The following is a 17,783-nucleotide window of genomic DNA, read 5'->3' on the forward strand; positions in this document are numbered from 1 at the left end:
GAGGCCTTATGGAGCGGCGGAGCTTTCTTAAGCGGGTGGGGGTGGGCCTTGCGGCGAGCCTTGCCTACACCGCCTTCGCCCAGGCGGCCCCCCAGGTGCGCTGGCGGCTGGTTTCCAGCTACCCCAAGAGCCTGGACACCCTCTTCGGCGGGGCCGAGGACCTGGCCAAGCGGGTGGCCGAGCTCACGGAGGGGCGCTTCCAGATCCGCGTCTTCCAGGCGGGGGAGATCGTGCCCGGGGGGCAGGTGCTGGACGCCGTCCAGGGGGGGACCGTGGAGGCGGGCCACACCTACGGGCCCTTCTACGTGGGGAAAAACCCCGCCCTGGCCTTTGACGGGGGTGTGCCCTTCGGCATGACCTACCGCCAGCACAACGCCTGGATGCTCTTCGGCGGGGGGCTGGAGCTTCTTAGGCAGGTCTACGCCGACTTCGGGGTGATCCAGTTCCCCGGGGGCAACACCGGGGCCCAGATGGGGGGCTGGTTCCGCAAGGAGATCAAGGCCCTTGGGGACCTCAAGGGCCTCAGGATGCGCATCCCCGGCCTGGGCGGGCTGGTGATGGGCCGGCTTGGGGTGGTGCCCCAGACCCTGGCGGCGGGGGACATCTACCCGGCCTTGGAGCGGGGGACCATTGACGCCACCGAGTTTTCCGGCCCCTACGACGACGAGAAGCTGGGCTTTTACAAGGTGGCCCGCTACTACTACTACCCCTCCTTCTGGGAGCCCAGCGCCCAGCTCTCCTTCCTGGTGGGGCAAAAGGCGTGGCAGGCCCTTCCCAAGGAGTTCCAGGAGGCCTTCCAGGTGGCGGCGGCCGAGGTCAACCTCACCATGATGGCCAAGTACGATGCCCAAAACCCCAAGGCCTTGGAGCGCCTCCTCAAGGCGGGGGTGCGCCTCAGGCGCTGGCCCGGCGAGATCATGAAGAAGGCCCTGGAGGAGGCCCAGGCCCTCTACGAGGAGCAGGCGGCCAAGGACGCCACCTACAAGAAGGTCTACACCGCCTACTGGGCCTTCCGGGGCGAGCTTTTCCGCTGGTTCGCCGTGGCGGAGCTGGGCTACGAGACCTTCGCCTTCCCCGCCGCTTAGTCGGCCTTTTCCAGGCGCACGGCGCTCACCTTGTACTCGGGGATGCGGCTTATGGGGTCCAGGGCGTCCAGGGTGAGGCGGTTGGCGGGAGCCTCGGCGAAGTGGAAGGGGGCGTAGACCACCCCTTCTGGGGTGCGGTCCGTGACCCAGGCCTTGGCCAGAATCCGCCCCCTCCGGCTTACCACGTAGACGGGCTCCCCGTCCCCTAGGCCCAGGCGCTTTGCGTCCAAGGGGTTCACCTCCACCCGCATCTCCGGATAGGCCTGGTTGAGCTGGCTGTTGCGGCTTAGGGTCCCCCCGTGCCAGTGGAAGAGGACCCGGCCCGTGGAGAGGGTGAGGGGGAAGTCCTGGGAGGGGGTTTCCGCGGGGGGCGTGTAGGGGGCGGGGAAGAAGCGGGCCCGGCCCGTGGGGGTGTTGAAGCGCTCCCGAAAGAGCACGTCCTCCCCGGGGTGGCCTTCCTCCGGGCAGGGCCAGCGTACCCCCTCGCCTTCCAGCCGGGGGTAGGAGATGCCCCCCATCATCTCCGGCACCGCCTGGCGGATCTCCTCCCAGACGCTTTCGGGGCCGGAGTGCGCCCGCCAGGGGCGGCCCAGGGCCCGGGCGAGGCGCTTCCCCAGCTCCTGGGTGATCCACCCGTCGGGGCGGGCCTCCCCTGGGGGGTCCAGGAGCTTCCGCACTCGCTGGACCCGGCGGTCGGTGTTGGTGAAGGTGCCGTCCTTTTCCAAAAAGCTGGCTGCCGGGAGCACCACGTCGGCGAAGGGGGTGGTCTCGTTCTCCAGGATGTCCTGGACCACCAGGAAGGGGAGGGCCTCGAGCTTCGCCTTCACGTGGTCCTGGTAGGGCTCGCTGGTCACGGGGTCCTCGCCGATGAGGTAGATGGCCCGGACCTGGGGGATGGCCTCAAAGACCTCGGTCATGCGGAGGCCGGGCTTTTCGGGTAGGGGAACTCCCCAGAGGGCTTCAAAGCGCCGCCTCGCCCCCTCCTCGGCCACCTTCAGGTAGCCCGGGTAGACGTCGGGCAGCCCCCCCATGTCCCCGGCCCCCTGGACGTTGTTCTGGCCCCGCAAGGGGTTGAGCCCCGCCCCCTCCTTCCCCACCTTCCCCGTGAGGAGGGCCAGGTTGACCAGGGCCTGGGCGGTGGCCGTGCCCTTGGTGTGCTGGGTCACCCCCATGGCCCAGTAGGCCCCGGCCCTCTCCGTGGTGGCGTAGAGGCGGGCGGCCTCGGCGATCTTCTCCTTGGGGACGCCCGTCACCTCCTGGGCGGCCTCGAGGGTGTACCCTTCCAGGGAGGCCCGCCACTCCGCGAACCCCTCGGTCCTGGCCTCCACGTAAGGGCGGTCCCATAAGCCTTCCTCCAGGATGTGGCGGGCCATGGCGTTCAAGAGGAAGACGTCGGTCCCCGGGCGCACCCTTAGCCAGAGGGTGGCGGCCTCGGCCATGCCCGTGTACCTCGGGTCCACCACGATCAGCCTGGCCCCCCGCCGCACCCGCTTCTTGATCATGGCGGCGATGACCGGGTGGGTCTCGGTGGTGTTGGAGCCCACCACCAGGAAGAGGTCCGTCTTGGGGATGTCCTCCAGGGGGTTGGTCATGCTGGCCCCGCCCAAGGAGCGGCTTAGGGCGGCGGTGGAGGAGGAGTGGCAGAGCCGGGAACAGTGGTCCACGTTGTGGGTGGAGAGGAGCGCGCGGGCGAGCTTTTGGGCCAGGTAGACCTCCTCGTTGGTGGTCTTGGCCGAGGGGAAGACGGCGATGGCCTCCGGCCCTGCTTCTTCCAGAACCTGAAGAAGCCTTTCCGCCACCAGGTCCAGGGCTTCCTCCCAGCTCGCCCGGCGCAAGGGAGCCCCCTTCCTTTCCCGCACCAGGGGGTAGAGGAGGCGCTTCCCCGAGAAGGGGAAGTCCAGGCCGAAGCGGCCCTTGACGCATAGGGCCCCGTGGTTGGGGGGGATGTCCGGGGCCAGGACCCGGACCACCCGGCCCTCCCGAACCTCGGGCTCCACCTGGCAGCCCACGCCGCAATAGGGGCACGTGGTGCGCATCATCCCACCTCCAGGGTCAGGGGCCTCAGGGCCCCCGTGGGGCAGACCTGGACGCAGTTGCCGCAAAAGACGCAAGGGGTTTCGGGAAGGGGGCGGTCCAAGGGGGTGGTGGGGTGGGCCAGGAGGCCCCGGCCCTCCAGGGTCAGGGCGTACACCCCCATGATCCCGTCCCCGCAGGCGTCCACGCAGCGGCGGCAGTTCACGCACTTGGCGTAGTCCCGAAGGAAAAAGGGGTTGTCCCGGAGGGCTTCCCGCCCCTTCCGCCCCGCCACCTCCCCCCAGCGCTCAGGCTTCGCCCCGTATGCTTCCATAAGGGCTTGGAGGTCCGGGGCCAAGGAGAGGTCGGTGGTGAGGGCGAGCCACTCCAGAAGGGTTTTGCGGTAGGCCCGAAGCGCCTCGGTTTCCGTGCGCACCTCCATGCCCTCCCGGGCCCGGGTGGCGCAGGCGGGCAGGAGGCGCCCGTCGGCCTCCACCAGGCAGAGGCGGCAAAGCCCCTGGGTTTCCGTGTGGGGGTGGTGGCAGAGGGTGGGGACTTCGGCCACCTCCAGAAGGAGGGCTCCCTCCCTGGCCTCCACTTCCTTCCCGTCCACCTTAAGCCGCACCTTCCACCTCCAAAAGGCTCTGGTAGGCCCAGTAGGCGCTCTGCCCTAGGCCGCAGAGGCTCCCCTTGAGGGTGCGGGCGAGGTCCTCCAAAAGCCCTAGGTTCCGCTCCTTGCGCCTTACCATCTCCACCTGCACCGCCGTGCCCAAGGGGCAGGGGAAGCACTTGCCGCAGGACTCCTCCTGGAAGAACTGGGCGAGGCCCAGGAGGACCTCCCAGAGGTCCGCCCCCTTCCCAAAGGCCACCACCGCCCCCGCCCCCAGGGGAAGCCTTTCCCTAAAGCGCAAGGGGAAGGCCCAGTCCCGGGTGAAGACCCCGGCGGCCCCGCCCAGAAGGACGGCCTTCAGGGCCATGGGCTCTCCTCCTGCCCGGCGCAAAGCCTCCCCCAAGGGGGTGCCCAAGGGGAGCTCGTAGAGGCCGGGCTCGGCCACCTCCCCGCTCAGGGAGAAGAGCTTGGGCTCCTCCCTTCGCCAGGCCTCGGGGCCTTCCTTGAGGATCAGGGGAAGGTTCGCCAGGGTCTCCACGTTCTGCACCAGGGTGGGCCTTCCCCAAAGCCCCCTTTCCACGGGGAAGGGGGGCTTGAGGCGGGGCTCGGCCCGCCTGCCCTCCATGGACTCCAAAAGGGCGGTCTCTTCCCCACAGATGTAAAGACCCCCGCTCCGGAAGACCTCGGTGGGGACGGGAAGAAGCCCCGACTCCTCCAGCTCCCCGATGGCCCTTTCCAGACCCTCTATGGCCGCCTCAAACTCCTCCCGCACGTAGAGGTAGACCCGGCTCGCCCCCACGGCCAGGGCCGCAAGGAGGGCCCCTTCCAGGACCAAGAAGGGATGGTGTTCCAGGAGGAAGCGGTCCTTGAAGTTGCCCGGCTCGGACTCGTCGGCGTTCACCACCAGGTATTTGGGGGGCTCTCCCTGGGCCACGGCCTCCATCTTCACGTGGGTGGGGAAGGCCGCCCCGCCCCGGCCCAAAAGCCCCGCCTCCTTCACCGCCTTTAGGACCCTTTCCGGGGCGAGCTGGCCCCTTTCCCAGGCCCCAAGCCAGGAGAACCCTCCCAGGGCCCGGTGCTGGGAGAGGCTCAGGATGGGCTCCGGGGGGATGAGCCGCCTCCCCCGGCCCAGGGCGAAGGGGAGGCGGAACTCCCGGAAGGGCACCCACCTGCCGCCCCACTCCAGGAAGCGCCCCTCGGGGGTGAAGCGGAGGTACACGGGGGAGAGGGCCTCGAGGCCCAAGGGGGGGTAGGTGCCGTCCGCCTCCCCCACAAGCCCGGGAAACCCCCGGGACCGGGCCACGGGGTCGTCCACCAGAAGCCTTCCCTGGGGCAGGCCCCGGTACCGGGGGTAGTAGCGCACCACCCCCCAGGCCTGGGCCAGGGGCACCCCCGCCAGGCGGGCGGCCTCCGCCACCTTCTCCTCCGTGAGGGGAAGGCGCGCGTCCAGGAGGGGGAGGAGGCTCGGCTTTTCCATGCCCCTAGCTTACCCCTAAAGGATGCGTAGCCCGGGGAAGCGGGAGAGGAGGGCCTCCCGGAAGGCCTCGTACCGGCCTTCCTCCAGGAGGGCCACCACCGCCCCCCCGAACCCCGCCCCCGTGAGCTTGGCCCCCAGGGCTCCGGCCCTTAGGGCCTCCTCCACCAGCCGGTCCAGCTCGGGAAGGCTTACCTCGTAGTCCTGGGCCAGGGAGCGGTGGCTCTGGGTCATGAGCTCCCCGAAGGCCCGGGCGTCTTTCCGCCTTAGGGCCTCTACCCCCCGGAGAACCCGCAGGTTCTCGCTCACCACGTGCCGGGCCCGCCGGTCCAGGGGCGGGGGGAGGCTTTCCACCAGGCAGAGGTCGGCCACGTCCCTTAGGGCCCTCACCCCCAGGCGTCTTGCCGCCTCCTCGGCTTCCTGGCGGCGCTGGTTGTACCCGGCCTCCGCCAGGCGACGCCCAAGCCCGAGGTCCAAGACGGCCACCCGCACCCCCGGGGGAAGGGGAAGGTTCTCGTAGACCAGGGTCCGGGTGTCCAGGAAGAGGGCCTTTCCCGGCTGGCCCAGGCTTGCCGCCATCTGGTCCATGATCCCGCACCGGACCCCCACGTACTCCACCTCCGCCTTCTGGGCCAGGCGGGCCACCTCCAGGTCGCTCAAGGGGAGGCGGTAAAGGAGCCTAAGGGCCTTGAGGGCGGCCACTTCCAGGGCCGCCGAGCTGGAGAGCCCAGCCCCCATAGGGACCTCGCCCTTCACGTAAAAGCGGGCCCCCGGCACCGGGTGGCCCGCCTCCCTGAGGGCGAGGACCACCCCCAGAAGGTAATCCAGAAAGTCCCCCTGGGGCGGGCTTTCCAGGGGCCTGGCCCGAAGCTCCCCCAGGTTTTCGCTGTAGGCCTCCACCCGCCCTTCCGCCCGCCCCGCCTCCACCCGGGTGAAGTAGGGAAGGGGGGTGGGGAGGACGTAGCCTTCCTGGTAGTCGGTGTGCTCGCCCAGAAGGTTCACCCGCCCGGGGGCCTGGGCGCTGGCCTCGGGCAGGGCGCCGAAGATCTCTTGGAAGCCCATGCCCCCATTATGGGCAAAGGGCCTTCAGGTTGTGGTCCAGGAGGTCCAGGTAGCTCCTGACCTTTTGGTCCAGGGTGTCGGTGTAGAGCACGGCCACCCGGGCCCCGAGGGCTTGGGCCAGGGTTTTTAGGGCCCGTCCTCCGAACTGGGGCTCGGCGAGGACGAGCCTCACCCCTTCCCGCTTGGCCTTTTCCAGGAGGGCCAGAAAGCTCTTGCTCCCCACCTCCTGGGCCCCGCCGTGGCTCAGGACCCCCACCACCTCGAGGCCGTACCGCCGGGCGAAGTAGCGGAAGGCGTCGTGCTGGACCACCACCTTCTTCCCCTTAAGCCCGCAGGCCCTAAAGGCCCGGTCCTGGGCCTCCACCTCCTTCTTGAAGCGCTCCAGGTTGGCCCGGTAGAAGTCCTGGCCTCCCGGGTCCAGGGCGGCGAGGGCCTCGAGGATCCGCTCGGCGTAGCGGAGGGCGTAGGTGGGGTCCAGCCAGAGGTGGGGGTCGCAGGGGCCGTGGCCGTGGTCCTCCCCTTCCTCGCAGATCAGGCCCGGCTGCCCCTCCCCCAGGAGGACCACCCGGGCTCCCCGGGGGAGGAGGGTCTGGAGCTTGGGCAGGTAGGGCTCGAGGCCGAGCCCGTTGGCGAAGAGCGCCCGCGCCTTGGTCAGGGCCTTGGCCACCGAGGGCGCGGGCTCAAAGGTGTGGGGGTCGGCCCCCGGGGGGACCACGGCCACCACCTCCACCCGGCTTCCCCCCACCTGCCGTACCAGGTCCGCCAGGATGGGGGTGGTGGCCACCAGCCGCACCTGGGCCAAGGCGGGGGCCAGGAGGAAGCCGAGGACCAAGGAGACGCGCCGGAGGTTCATGACAGTAGTGATAATGCATTTTCACATGTATGTCAAGCCCCGGCTCCGGGGGAAGAAGGGGCATATAATCGGGGCAAATGGACCTCAAAGCCCTCCACCGGAAGCACGTGCTCACGCCCTGGCTGGCCCAGAAGGACCTGGACCCTCCCCTGGTGGTGCGGGGGGAAGGGGTGTGGCTTTACGACGGGGAGGGGCGGCGGTACCTGGACCTCTCCAGTGGCCTCGTGGCGGTGAACCTGGGGCACGGCCACCCGAAGGTGGCCCGGGCCATCGCCGAGCAGGCGGCCACCCTGGCCTACGCCGCCCCGAGCCTCTTCCACGACAAACGGGCCCTCCTCGCCAAGGCCCTCTCCGACCTCGCCCCTTGGCCTGAGGGGGGGAGGGTCTTCTTCACCCCCTCGGGGGCCGAGGCCAACGAGGACGCCCTGAAGTTCGTGCGGCACCTCACGGGGCGCTTCAAGATGCTCGCCGCTTACCGCTCCTTCCACGGGGCCACCCACGGGGCGGCGGCGCTCACGGGGGAGAACCGCCGCTTCCCCGCCGAGCCGGCCATTCCCGGGGTGGTGCACTTTTTCGCTCCCTACCCCTACCGGAGCCCCTTTTACACGGAGGACCCCGAGGAGGAGACGAGGCGGGCTTTGGAGCACCTGGAGAGGGTCTTGCTCCACGAGGACCCGAGGCGGGTGGCGGCCATCTTTTTGGAGCCGGTGGTGGGCTCCAACGGGGTCATCGTCTACCCGGAGGGGTACCTAAGGGGGGTGCGGGAGATCTGCGACCGCCACGGCATCCTCCTGGTGTTTGACGAGGTGATGACGGGGTTTGGGCGGGTGGGGGAGGCCTTTGCCGCCCTGCGCTTTGGGGTGGTGCCGGACCTCCTCACCTTCGCCAAGGGGGTGACCTCGGGGTACGTGCCCCTGGGGGGGGTGCTGGTGCGGGAGGGGCTGGCCCGCTACTTTGACGAGACCCCCCTGCCCACGGGGCACACCTACTCGGGGCACCCCGTGGCGGTGGCGGCGGGGCTTGCGGCCCTGGAGGCCTACCGGGAGGAGGGGCTCTTCGCCCGGGTCCGGGCCATGGAGGGCCTCTTCCGCTCGGCCCTGGAGGAGCTCAAGGCCCACCCTTGGGTGGGGGAGGTGCGGGGCCTGGGGGCGTTTTACGGGGTGGAGCTGGTGCGGGACCGGGAGAGCCGGGAGCCCCTTTCCCCCTGGCACGCTCCCTTGAGCCCGGCCATGGGGGCGCTCATGAAGGCGCTATTCCGGGAGGGGGTGTACCTTCTGGCCAAGCACAACGTCCTCTTGGTGGCCCCGCCCCTCACCATCGGGGAGGAGGAGTTCCGGGAAGGGGTGGAGCGGCTTTTCCGGGCCCTCCGGCGGGTGGAGGTGGAGGTGGCCTAGGGTGCGGCGTTACGGGGAGCTTCTCGCCCTCCTGGCCTCCCTCGAGGGCCGCCCCTACCCCTTTCCCGCGCTGGACCGGCTACTCCTCCCGGGGGGAGGCCTCCGAGCTCGCCGCGGTGCGGCCTTTGGGGCTCGGGGGGCGGTACACTCAACCCGAGGCCAGCGGCCTGCCCAAGGCCTGGCTCTGGCCGGGCCACCGGGCGGACCTGGTGGTCTTTGACCGGGACCCTTTCCGCCACCCGGAGGAAGCCCGGGTGGTGCGCACGGAGGTGGACGGTGTGGCGGTCTTTGCGGGTTGACCTAGAGGCGAAAAAGGTCCACTGGCAGGAGGCTTCCCCGGAGGAGGTGGCCTTCGGCGGGCGCTGCCGCACGGGGAGGCTCCTTTTGGAGCGGGAAGCCTACCGCTTTGACCCCCTTTCCCCGGAGAACCCCCTGGTCTTCGCCGTGGGGCCCTTGGCGGGGACGGGGTTTTCCAACGCCAACCGCACCAGCGTGGGGGCGCGGAGCCCCTTGACCCTGGGCATCAAGGAGGCCAACGGCGGGGGCACCTTCGGCTACGCCCTGGGCCAGCTCAAGCTCGCCCACCTGGTGCTGGAAGGGGAAAGCCCCGAGTGGGTGGTCCTCCGCATTACCCGGTCCGGTGAGGTCCACTTTGACCCCGCCCAGGACCTCCTGGGCCTGGGGAACTTCCAGGCGGCGAGGCGGCTTTTCGCCGCCTACGGGCAGCGGATCGCCTTCGCCCTTTTGGGGCCCGTGGGGGAGTATCTGGGGCTCCTTTCCGGCATCGCCTTTTCCGACACCGAGGGCAGGCCCTCCCGCCTCGCCGCCCGGGGAGGCGTGGGGGCGGTGATGGGGCGCAAGCGGGTGAAGGCCATCGTGGTGGAGGTGCCGGGGAAGGCGGAGGTCTTTGACAAGCCCAAGGTGGCCGAGGCCATCCGCCGCTACGCCAAGCTCCTCCGGGAAGACCCCCTGGTCATGCAGTTCTACAACGCCGTCGGCACCATGGGCATGGCCGACTTCCAGAACGCTTTCGGGGGCCTTCCCGTGCGCAACTTCCGCGAGGGGCGCCTGGCACCCCCGGAGGCCTTCCGCATGGGCGGGCAGCACATCGCTCCCCTCAACAAGGCCCGGGGCGGCAAGCACACCCACGCCTGCATGCCGGGGTGCGTGATCCAGTGCTCCAACGTCATCGTGGACGAGAAGGGGGAGGAGGTGGTCTCCCCTTTGGAGTACGAGACCATCGGCCTCCTCGGCACCAACTGCGGCCTAAACGATCCCGACCAGCTCGCCTGGCTCAACCGCCTGGCCAACGACCTAGGGGTGGACACCATTGAGACCGGGGCCACCCTGGCCCTCCTCATGGAGAAGGGCCTCGCCCCCTGGGGGGACTACGCCTTCATGGAGGCGAAGCTGAAAGCCCTCTACACCCCTTCGGAGGAGGCCCGCTTCCTCGCCCAGGGCACGGCCCGGGTGGGGGAGGCCTTGGGGCTTAGGCGGGTCCCGGTGATCAAGCGCCAGGCCATCAGCGCCTACGACCCCCGGGTGGTGGAGGCCACGGGGATCACCATGATGGTCACCGCCCAGGGGGCGGACCACACGGCGGGGAACGCCCCCCGTTTGGAGACCCGGGCCATGAAGCCGGAGGAGATCCTGGAGGCCAGCTACACCGCCCAGGTGAACGCCGCCGCCAACGACAGCCTGGGCCTTTGCGTCTTCGGGGGAAGCGTCACCAACAAGGAGGTGGCCTTCGCGGTGGAGAGCGTGAACGCCGCCCTCGGCACTGCCCTCACCCCGGGTTTTTGGCGGGAGCTCGGGGAGGGGGTCTTGCGCCTGGAGCACCGCTTCAACCACCTGGCGGGCTTCACCCACGAGGAGGACCGCCTGCCCCCGTTCTTCTACGAGGAGCCTGTGCCCCCCAAGGGGTACACCGCCCGCTTCCGCCCCGAGGACTTAGGGCCCCTCTACGAGAGGCTCCACCAGGGGTCGTAAAGCTCGGGCTTGCGCGCCCAGGCGGGGAGGGCTTCCCCTTCCAGGAAGCGCCGGGCGTAGAGCTCGGCGAGCTCGGGAAAGGGGGCCTCCGGCACCTGCCCCAAGGCGTAGACCGCCGCGGCGTCGGCGAGCCGCCTTAAGGCCTCCTTGGCGTACCAGGGGCCTTCTTCTTGGAGGCGTTTTAGGGTTTTTCCCGCCGTCCCCAGGGCCCGGGGATTCTCCTGGAGCATTTCCAAGAAAGGCTCGTGGGCTTTCTTCTTGGCGATGGCCTCCAGCATGTCCAGGGCCTGGATGTTGGCCGGACCCTCCCAGATGGGGGTGATGAGGGCTTCCCGGTGGAAGCGGGCCACCCCGTAGTCCTCCAGGAAGCCGAGGCCCCCAAAGAGCTCCATGGCGAGGGCGGTGACCGCGGTCCCGTGCTCCGCGGTGCGCCCCTTAGCCAGGTGGGAGAGGAGGCGGGCCAGGTGGTAGGCGGGGGAGTAGGGCGGCCTCTCCTCCCAGGCCCGGTCAAACCGGGCCACGGCCAGGAAGGCCAGGGCCGTGCCCCCTACCTGCCTCAGGCGCATCTCCAGGAGGTCCTGGGCCACCAGCGCGTGGTCCAGGAGCCTCCGGCCGAAGGCGGTGCGGCGGCGCACCCGGAAGAGGGCCTCGAGGTGGGCCTTCTTGGCGAGGCCCATGGCGGCCACGGCGTTGGCCAGGCGGCTCACTGTGAGGTTTTCCAGGGTGTAGTAGATCCCCTCTTCCAGCCTGCCGATGGGGTAGGCCAGGCTCCCCTCCAGCTCCACCTCTCCCGAGGGCACGGCCCGGGTGGCCAGCTTCTCCTTGAAGCGGCGCACCCGGAAGTTGAGCCTTCCCTCCACCTCCCGAGGAAGCAGGAAGAGGGCGAGCCCTTTAGGGCCCTCGGGGGCGCCCTCGGGCCGGGCGGTGACGAGGGCGTAGTCGGCGAGGCCTGCCCCCGAGGCGAAGTACTTGTCCCCGGCGTACAGGCGGAAGGCCCCGCCCTCCCTCCTGGCCAGGGTGCGGTTGGCCCCTAGGTCGCTTCCCCCCTGGATCTCCGTCATCCAGGTGGCCCCGAAGGCCTTGCCGTACAGGAGTTCCCCCTTCACCCCTTCCCACTCGGGGGCGTACTTGTGCAGGGCGTAGGCCACCTGGTGGGTGATGGTGAGGACGCAGTAAAGCCCTCCGTCGGCGAGGAGGTAGCCCAGGGCGTAGTGCAGGGGCCAGCCCCGGCCCTCGTAGGGGGGGCGGACCATGGGGCGGAGCTTCTCCAAAAGGCTCCTCTCCGCCGGGGAGAGCAGGGCCCGGTCTATGCGGTTGCCGTCTAGGTCGTGCATCAAGAGGCGGGGAGGGGAGAGGGCGTCCACGTGGTGGGCCACCTCCAGGACCTCCTCCCCCACCAGCTTCCCGAAGGCGGAAAGCTCTTCTTGGGGAAGGCCCGGAGCAAAGGTGTCCAAGACCGCTTTCAGGTCCGGGTCCAGGGCGTAGTGGTCGTGGCCCTGGCTGTAGAACAGTTCTGGCATGGGCGCCTCCTTCCCCCGCACCCTATTCCCCTTCCCCCGGCCCCGTCAAGGGGGCCGGTGTAAGGTAGTTTACAGTTGAACTATTTGAGGGCAAATAAAATGCCCCCGTGGTCTGGACCCTCTTGGCCCGCATTTGGAGGCTCCAAAGAGCCCTCCGGGAGGAGACGGAGCCCGAGCTGGCCAAGCTTGGGCTTAGCAGCTTTTCCCCCTGGCTTCTCCGGGTGGTCCAGCGGCACCCCCACCCCATGGAGGCCGCCCGGGCCATGGGCCTGCCCGCGCCCACGGTGAGCCAGATGCTAAGGCGCCTCGAGGCCCAGGGCTTCCTGCGGCGGAGCCTGGACTCCAAAGACCTCCGCCGCTACCGCCTGGAGCTCACCCCCAAAGGGCAGGAGGCCCTGGCGCGGGCCGAGGGCCTCCTCGAGGCCGCCCTGGCCCGGCGCCTCGCCCGGCTCACCCCGGAGGAACAGGCCCTGTTGGTAGAGCTTCTTTCTCGGATGGAGGAACCATGAAAGACCCCACACCCCAAGAAGTCCGTTTCACCATGATCGGCATCTTCCTGGGCCTTTTCCTGGCGGCCCTGGACCAGACCATCGTCTCCACGGCCATGCCCCGCATCGTGGGGGAGCTTCGGGGAGCGGAATATTATGCCTGGGTCACCACCAGCTACCTCCTGGCCTCCACCGTGTCCGCTCCCATCTTCGGCCGTCTCACCGAGCTTTTCTCCCGCAAAAGCATCCTCTTGGTGGCCGTGCTCCTCTTCCTTCTGGGCTCGGCCCTTTCGGGTCTTTCCCAGAACATGGCCGAGCTCATCCTGTTCCGCGGCCTCCAGGGCTTAGGGGGCGGGGCCCTCTTCGCCCTGGCCCTCACCACCATCGCCGTGCTCTTCCCGCCCAGGGAGCGGGGGAAGCTCGCCGGGGTGTTCGGGGCCCTCTTTGGCCTCTCCTCGGCGGTGGGACCCTGGCTTGGGGGGCTTCTCACCGACCACCTCTCCTGGCGGTGGGTCTTCTACATCAACATGCCCGTGGGGGCCGTGGCCCTCTGGTTCATCCTGCGCTACATGCCCAGGCTCTCCCCGGGGCGCCGGGAGGGGTTTGATTTTCTGGGGGCCTTTCTCCTGGCGGGCTGGGCGGTGTCCCTGATGCTGGCCTTCTCCTGGGGCGGAAGCACCTACCCCTGGGGAAGCCCCGAGATCCTGGGCCTTTTCGCCTTGGCCGCTTTGGGCCTTTTCCTTTGGGTATGGGCCGAGCTTCGGGTGGAGCACCCCCTCTTTGACCTCTCCGTCTTCCGCATTCCCACCTTCACCTTCGCCGCCCTGGCCTCTTTCTTTTACGGGCCCGCCTTCCTGGGGGCGGTGGCCTTCCTGCCCCTTTACCTTCAGGTGGTGAAGGGGGTTTCCGCCAGCCAAAGCGGGGTGACGGTGCTGCCCCTGACCTTGGGCGTGGTCCTGGGCAGCGTGGGCGGCGGGCAGCTTTCCGCCCGCCTGGGCCGCTACAAGGCCCTTCTCCTGGGAAGCGCCGCCTTCCTCCTTGCCCTTTTCCTCGCCTTCCACTTCGTCCTCCGCGTGGACACGCCCCTTTGGCTTGCGGTCCTCCTCTTCTTCCTGGTGGGCCTGGGCCTGGGGCCCGCGCAAAGCCTCCTCAACATCGCCGCCCAGAACGACGTTCCCATGAACCGCATCGGGAGCGCCACCAGCGCCGTGCAGTTCATGCGGCAGATCGGCTCCACCATGGGCATCGCCCTGCTGGGCACGGTGCTGGCGGGAAGCCTCAGCAGCCACCTCTCCCAGGCCTTCCCCGGCGGCGCCGCCCCTTCGGCCATGACCCGGGCGGGGGAGGGGATGGCCTTGGACCTGGACCGGGAGTTCGCCCGCCTGGAAGACCTCTTGGTGCGGGCCTTACAGGGGGACGAGGCCGCCTACCGGGCCCTCCAGGGGGACCCCGCGCTTCCCGAGTCCTTCCGGAAGGAGCTCACCCCCGGGGGCCTTCCCGCCCGGTTTGCCCGTCTGCGGGACCTCGCCCTGAGGGCCCTCGCCGGGGACGAGGCCGCCTACCGGGTCCTTCAGGAGGACCCCCAGGTCCCTAAGGCGCTCAAAGGGCGCATCCCCCCAGGCGGCCTGGTCAAGGGCACCCTCGCCCTCTTGACCCGGGCCTGGGAGGGGGACCAGGAGGCCCGCGCCGCCCTCCTCGCTTCCCCATTCCTGGACTCGAGGCTCCGGGCGCTTCTGCAAAACCCCCCTCCCCCCGCCCTGCGCCCCCAGGTGCTCGCCCAGGTGGAAAGGGCCCTGAGGGAAGCCGAGGCCCAGGCGGCGCGCTCCCTCGAGGCCGCCCTGGCCCAGGCGCAGGCCCAGGCCCTGGAGGAGGTGCCCCGGCAGGTGGTGGCCCAGCTGGAGGCGGTCAAGGCCCGGCTCAAGGAGGCCCTGAGCCTGGGGATCACCGAGGCCTTGCGGAGGATCTTCCTCTATAGCGCTGCCTTCATCCTCATGGCCCTCCTCTTCCTCCTGCCCCTGCCCGACCGGGAGCTCAAGGGGCGGGCCATGCCGGGGGCGGTAGAGTAAGGGCGTGGGGGAAGGCCTTTACCTGCGCTTCGGAGAGGGGCTTTCCGAGGAGGCCAACCGCCGGGCCTTGGCCCTGGCCCAGGGCCTTCTCCAAAGCCCTCCCCCCGGTCTCTTGGAGGCGGTGCCCGCCTACGGCACGCTTTACCTGGAATACGATCCGAAAAAGATCTCCAAAGACCGCCTCCTTCGCCTCCTCCGTACCCTTCCCGAGGAGAGGAAGGAAGAGGAGAGGGTGGTGGAGATCCCCGTGCGCTACGACGGGGAGGACCTCCTGGAGGTGGCCCAGAGGACGGGGCTCACCCCGGAAAGGGTGAAGGCCCTCCACCAAAAGCCCCTTTACCGGGTCTACGCCCTGGGCTTTACCCCGGGCTTCCCCTTCATGGCCCCCGTGGAGCCTCCCTTGCGCCTTCCCCGCAAAGCCCACCCCAGACCCCAGGTACCGGCCCACAGCGTGGCCGTGGCCGGGGCGCAGACGGGCATCTACCCCCTGCCTTCCCCCGGGGGGTGGAACCTCCTGGGAAGGGCGCTTTTGGCCGTGTACGACCCCCACCGCCAGGAGCCCTTCCTCCTCCGGCCGGGGGACCGGGTGCGCTTTTGGGAGGCGGAAGGCCCCGTCCCTCCCGAGCCTAAGCCCCTGGAGCTTTTGCCCCCTGAGCCTGGCCTTCCCGCCTTCCGGGTGGAGGAGCCGGGCCTTTTGGACCTGGTGGTGGACGGGGGGCGGTTTCTTTCGGGGCATTTGGGCCTGGCCCGCTCGGGGCCTCTGGACCCCTACTCCGCCGGGGTCGCCAACCGCCTGGTGGGTAACCCCCAAGGGGCCCCGCTTCTGGAGATGGCCTACAGGGGCCCTGTTCTCACCGCCTTAAGGCCCCTGGTGGCGGCTTTCGCCGGGTACGGCCTGGTGGCCCTCCTGGAAGGGGAGGAGATCCCCCCGGGGCGTAGCTTTCTTTGGCGGGGGGGGAAGACCCTGCGTTTCCGGCCTCGAGGGCGGGGGGTGCGGGGGTATCTGGCGGTGGCGGGGGGTTTGGAGGCCGCCGCCTTTTTCGGCTCCGCGTCCCCGGACCTCCGGGGCCGGATCGGCCGCCCCTTGCGGGCGGGGGACGTCTTGGGGCTTGGGGCGGAACGCCCCGTTCGCCCTGGGAGGGCCTTTTCCATGCGGCCCCTGCCGGAGGTGTTCCGGGTGCGCCTCCGCCCGGGACCCCAGCACACCCTGGAGGCCTGGAGGGCCTTGACCTCGAGGCCTTTCCGGGTGGCGCGGGCGGACCGCATGGGGGTGGAGTTGCAGGGGGAGGAGGTGCCGGGAGGGGAGGGGCTTTCCGAGGCCACGCCCCTCGGTGGGGTCCAGGTGCCGCCCTCGGGAAGACCCCTGGTGCTTCTCGCCGACAAGGGGAGCCTCGGGGGGTACGCCAAGCCTGCGGTGGTGGAGGGGCGGGACCTGTGGCTTCTGGGGCAGGCGTGGCCCGGAGTGGAGCTTCTCTTCACGAGCGAGTAGAATCGTGAAATAACTCACTAGCTCAAGACCCCAACAAGAGCGGGGGAGACCCCACGGGAAGGGGGGCAGGGTCAAGTACCCCGCCGCGGCTTTCGCCGCAGTGGGGGCCCCAAAAAGCTTTTCCCCAGCCTTAGTTTGGGCACCTCATGTTGCGAAACCAACCGCGGCCTTCATCGCAGCGAGGGCCCCAAAATATTCGGCGTGAACCGGGGCCAACAGGGGGTGGTATTACCCCACCGCCTCCACCACCATGGCGATGCCCTGGCCCACGCCGATGCACATGGTGGCGAGGCCGAACTGGACCTTTCGCCGCCTCATCTCGTGGACCAGGGTGGTGAGGATCCGGGCCCCCGAGGCCCCCAAGGGGTGGCCCAGGGCGATGGCCCCGCCGTTGGGGTTGAGGCGAGGGTCCTCCATGGAAAGGCCCCACTCCCGGAGGACGGCGAGAGCCTGGGCGGCGAAGGCCTCGTTGAGCTCAATGAGGCCGAGGTCCGAGAGGCTTAGCCCCGCCCGCTCCAGGGCCTTCCTCGTGGCGGGCACCGGCCCGATGCCCATGATGCGGGGGGGCACCCCGGCCACGGCGATGGAGCGGATCCGGGCCAAGGGCTTGAGGCCGTGGGCCACGGCGTACTCGTCGGAGACGAGGAGGACGGCTGCCGCCCCGTCGTTTAGGGGGCTACTGTTCCCCGCGGTCACCGTGCCCCCTTCCCGGAAGACGGGCCGGAGAGCGGCCAGCCTCTCCAGGGAGGTGTCCCGCCTGGGGCCTTCGTCCACGGCTACCAGGGCTTCCTCCTTGCCCCGCCTCACCGGCACCGGGACCACCTCCTCCCGGAAGCGCCCCTCGTCCCAGGCCCGCACCGCCTTCTGGTGGGAGAGGAGGGCGAAGCGGTCCTGCTCCTCCCGGGGGATCCCGTACATCTCCGCCAGGTTCTCGGCGGTTTCCCCCATGCTCTCGGTGCCGTGGAGGGCCTGCATCCTGGGGTTGACGAAGCGCCAGCCCAGGGTGGTGTCGTACATGACCAGGTTCCCGGTGGGGAAGCCCCGTTCGGGCTTGGGCACGGCGTAGGGGGCGCGGGACATGGACTCCACCCCGCTTCCGATGTACACCCTGCCCTCCCCGGCCCAGATGGCCCTCGCCGCCTGGGCCACGGCCTCGAGGCCGGAGCCGCAGAGGCGGTTCACGGTGCACCCCGCCACCTCCACGGGGAAGCCGGCGAGGAGGAGGGCCATGCGGGCCACGTTGCGGTTGTCCTCGCCCGCCTGGTTGGCGCATCCGGCGTAGACGTCCTCCACCTCCTCCTTGGGGACGCCTGAGCGCTCCATGAGGGCGGAGAGGGCGTGGGCCAGAAGGTCGTCGGGGCGCACCGAGGCCAGCGCCCCCCCGTGCTTGCCGATGGGGGTTCTCACCGCTTCCACGATCCAGGCTTGGGGCATGGGACCTCCCTACCAAACGGTCGGTAGAAGCTTACGGGGGCGGGTTCCTCTCGTCAAGGGCCGGGCTTACCAAGGGGCCCCAACACCGGCGGGGCGGCGGCCGAGGTCCTGGGCACCTTCATCCTCCAGGCGGGCCGGGACGGGAAGCTGGTGGCCCTTTGGGTAGCCCTCGCCGTGGCCGCCGTGGGGTACGGGCTCGGGGGCCCTGGAGGCTTCGCCCTGAACCCTGCCCGAGACCTGGGCCCCCGGGCCTTCGCCTGGCTGTTGAGGGAGGGCCAGGGGATGAGCTTCCGGGGGCGGGTGGGG

General features: G+C 69.9%; 14 protein-coding genes. 7 read left to right on the top strand and 7 right to left on the bottom strand.

What is annotated here, in order from left to right:
* Positions 1-8 precede the first annotated feature (8 nt).
* Positions 9-1,085, top strand: a complete 1,077-nt coding sequence (locus ACY5J6_RS05725; protein WP_462846399.1) for a TRAP transporter substrate-binding protein — start codon at positions 9-11, stop codon at positions 1,083-1,085.
* Here ACY5J6_RS05725 and fdhF read toward each other — a convergent pair.
* Genes fdhF through ACY5J6_RS05750 form a run of 5 tightly spaced genes read right to left on the bottom strand, consistent with a single transcriptional unit; the run spans position 1,082 to position 7,097 of the window.
* On the bottom strand, positions 1,082-3,121 hold the full coding sequence (gene fdhF / locus ACY5J6_RS05730; RefSeq protein ID WP_462846502.1) for a formate dehydrogenase subunit alpha: 2,040 nt from the start codon (positions 3,119-3,121) through the stop codon (positions 1,082-1,084). The two genes, ACY5J6_RS05725 and fdhF, sit on opposite strands and share 4 nt — an antisense overlap.
* On the bottom strand, positions 3,121-3,723 hold the full coding sequence (locus ACY5J6_RS05735; protein ID WP_462846400.1) for a 2Fe-2S iron-sulfur cluster-binding protein: 603 nt from the start codon (positions 3,721-3,723) through the stop codon (positions 3,121-3,123). The genes fdhF and ACY5J6_RS05735 overlap by 1 nt, the downstream gene beginning before the upstream one ends.
* Entirely contained in the window at positions 3,713-5,185 is a 1,473-nt protein-coding gene (locus ACY5J6_RS05740) for an NADH-ubiquinone oxidoreductase-F iron-sulfur binding region domain-containing protein (protein ID WP_462846401.1), read from the bottom strand. The genes ACY5J6_RS05735 and ACY5J6_RS05740 overlap by 11 nt, the downstream gene beginning before the upstream one ends.
* 15 nt (positions 5,186-5,200) lie before the next feature.
* Complete coding sequence (galK, locus tag ACY5J6_RS05745; RefSeq protein WP_462846402.1) at positions 5,201-6,244, bottom strand: galactokinase; 1,044 nt, start codon at positions 6,242-6,244, stop codon at positions 5,201-5,203.
* 7 nt (positions 6,245-6,251) lie between these two features.
* On the bottom strand, positions 6,252-7,097 hold the full coding sequence (locus ACY5J6_RS05750; RefSeq protein ID WP_462846403.1) for a metal ABC transporter substrate-binding protein: 846 nt from the start codon (positions 7,095-7,097) through the stop codon (positions 6,252-6,254).
* A 77-nt stretch (positions 7,098-7,174) separates the two neighbouring features.
* On the opposite strand from ACY5J6_RS05750, the gene ACY5J6_RS05755 reads away from it, so the two are divergent.
* From ACY5J6_RS05755 to ACY5J6_RS05765, 3 genes are all read left to right on the top strand, one after another.
* Positions 7,175-8,491 (top strand): aminotransferase class III-fold pyridoxal phosphate-dependent enzyme, encoded by a 1,317-nt coding sequence (locus ACY5J6_RS05755; RefSeq protein WP_462846404.1) that lies wholly within the window; start codon positions 7,175-7,177, stop codon positions 8,489-8,491.
* A 116-nt stretch (positions 8,492-8,607) separates the two neighbouring features.
* On the top strand, positions 8,608-8,790 hold the full coding sequence (locus tag ACY5J6_RS05760; protein WP_462846405.1) for a hypothetical protein: 183 nt from the start codon (positions 8,608-8,610) through the stop codon (positions 8,788-8,790).
* Positions 8,768-10,480 carry an aldehyde ferredoxin oxidoreductase C-terminal domain-containing protein gene (locus ACY5J6_RS05765; RefSeq protein ID WP_462846406.1) on the top strand — a complete coding sequence of 571 codons (1,713 nt, stop codon included), beginning with the start codon at positions 8,768-8,770 and terminating at the stop codon, positions 10,478-10,480. The genes ACY5J6_RS05760 and ACY5J6_RS05765 overlap by 23 nt, the downstream gene beginning before the upstream one ends.
* Here the strand turns inward: ACY5J6_RS05765 and ACY5J6_RS05770 are convergent.
* Complete coding sequence (locus ACY5J6_RS05770; RefSeq protein ID WP_462846407.1) at positions 10,453-12,000, bottom strand: acyl-CoA dehydrogenase family protein; 1,548 nt, start codon at positions 11,998-12,000, stop codon at positions 10,453-10,455. The genes ACY5J6_RS05765 and ACY5J6_RS05770 overlap by 28 nt on opposite strands.
* A gap of 107 nt (positions 12,001-12,107) precedes the next feature.
* Between ACY5J6_RS05770 and ACY5J6_RS05775 the strand changes: the two genes are divergently transcribed.
* From ACY5J6_RS05775 to pxpB, 3 genes are read left to right on the top strand one after another with little or no spacing between them, the layout of a single operon-like run.
* Positions 12,108-12,509 carry a MarR family winged helix-turn-helix transcriptional regulator gene (locus ACY5J6_RS05775; RefSeq protein ID WP_462846408.1) on the top strand — a complete coding sequence of 134 codons (402 nt, stop codon included), beginning with the start codon at positions 12,108-12,110 and terminating at the stop codon, positions 12,507-12,509.
* A complete protein-coding gene (locus tag ACY5J6_RS05780) occupies positions 12,506-14,554 on the top strand; it encodes an MDR family MFS transporter (RefSeq protein ID WP_462846409.1) in 2,049 nt (682 codons plus the stop codon). Before ACY5J6_RS05775 ends, ACY5J6_RS05780 begins: the two co-directional genes overlap by 4 nt.
* Before the next feature lie 4 nt (positions 14,555-14,558).
* The gene (pxpB, locus tag ACY5J6_RS05785; protein ID WP_462846410.1) at positions 14,559-16,043 is read left to right on the top strand and encodes a 5-oxoprolinase subunit PxpB; all 1,485 of its coding nucleotides are present in this window, start codon (positions 14,559-14,561) and stop codon (positions 16,041-16,043) included.
* A gap of 228 nt (positions 16,044-16,271) precedes the next feature.
* On the opposite strand, the gene ACY5J6_RS05790 is transcribed toward pxpB, so the two are convergent.
* Positions 16,272-17,477 (bottom strand): thiolase family protein, encoded by a 1,206-nt coding sequence (locus ACY5J6_RS05790; protein ID WP_462846411.1) that lies wholly within the window; start codon positions 17,475-17,477, stop codon positions 16,272-16,274.
* Between the last annotated feature and the right edge of the window lie 306 nt (positions 17,478-17,783).

The sequence above is a fragment of the Thermus sp. H19.2 genome (assembly GCF_054979525.1).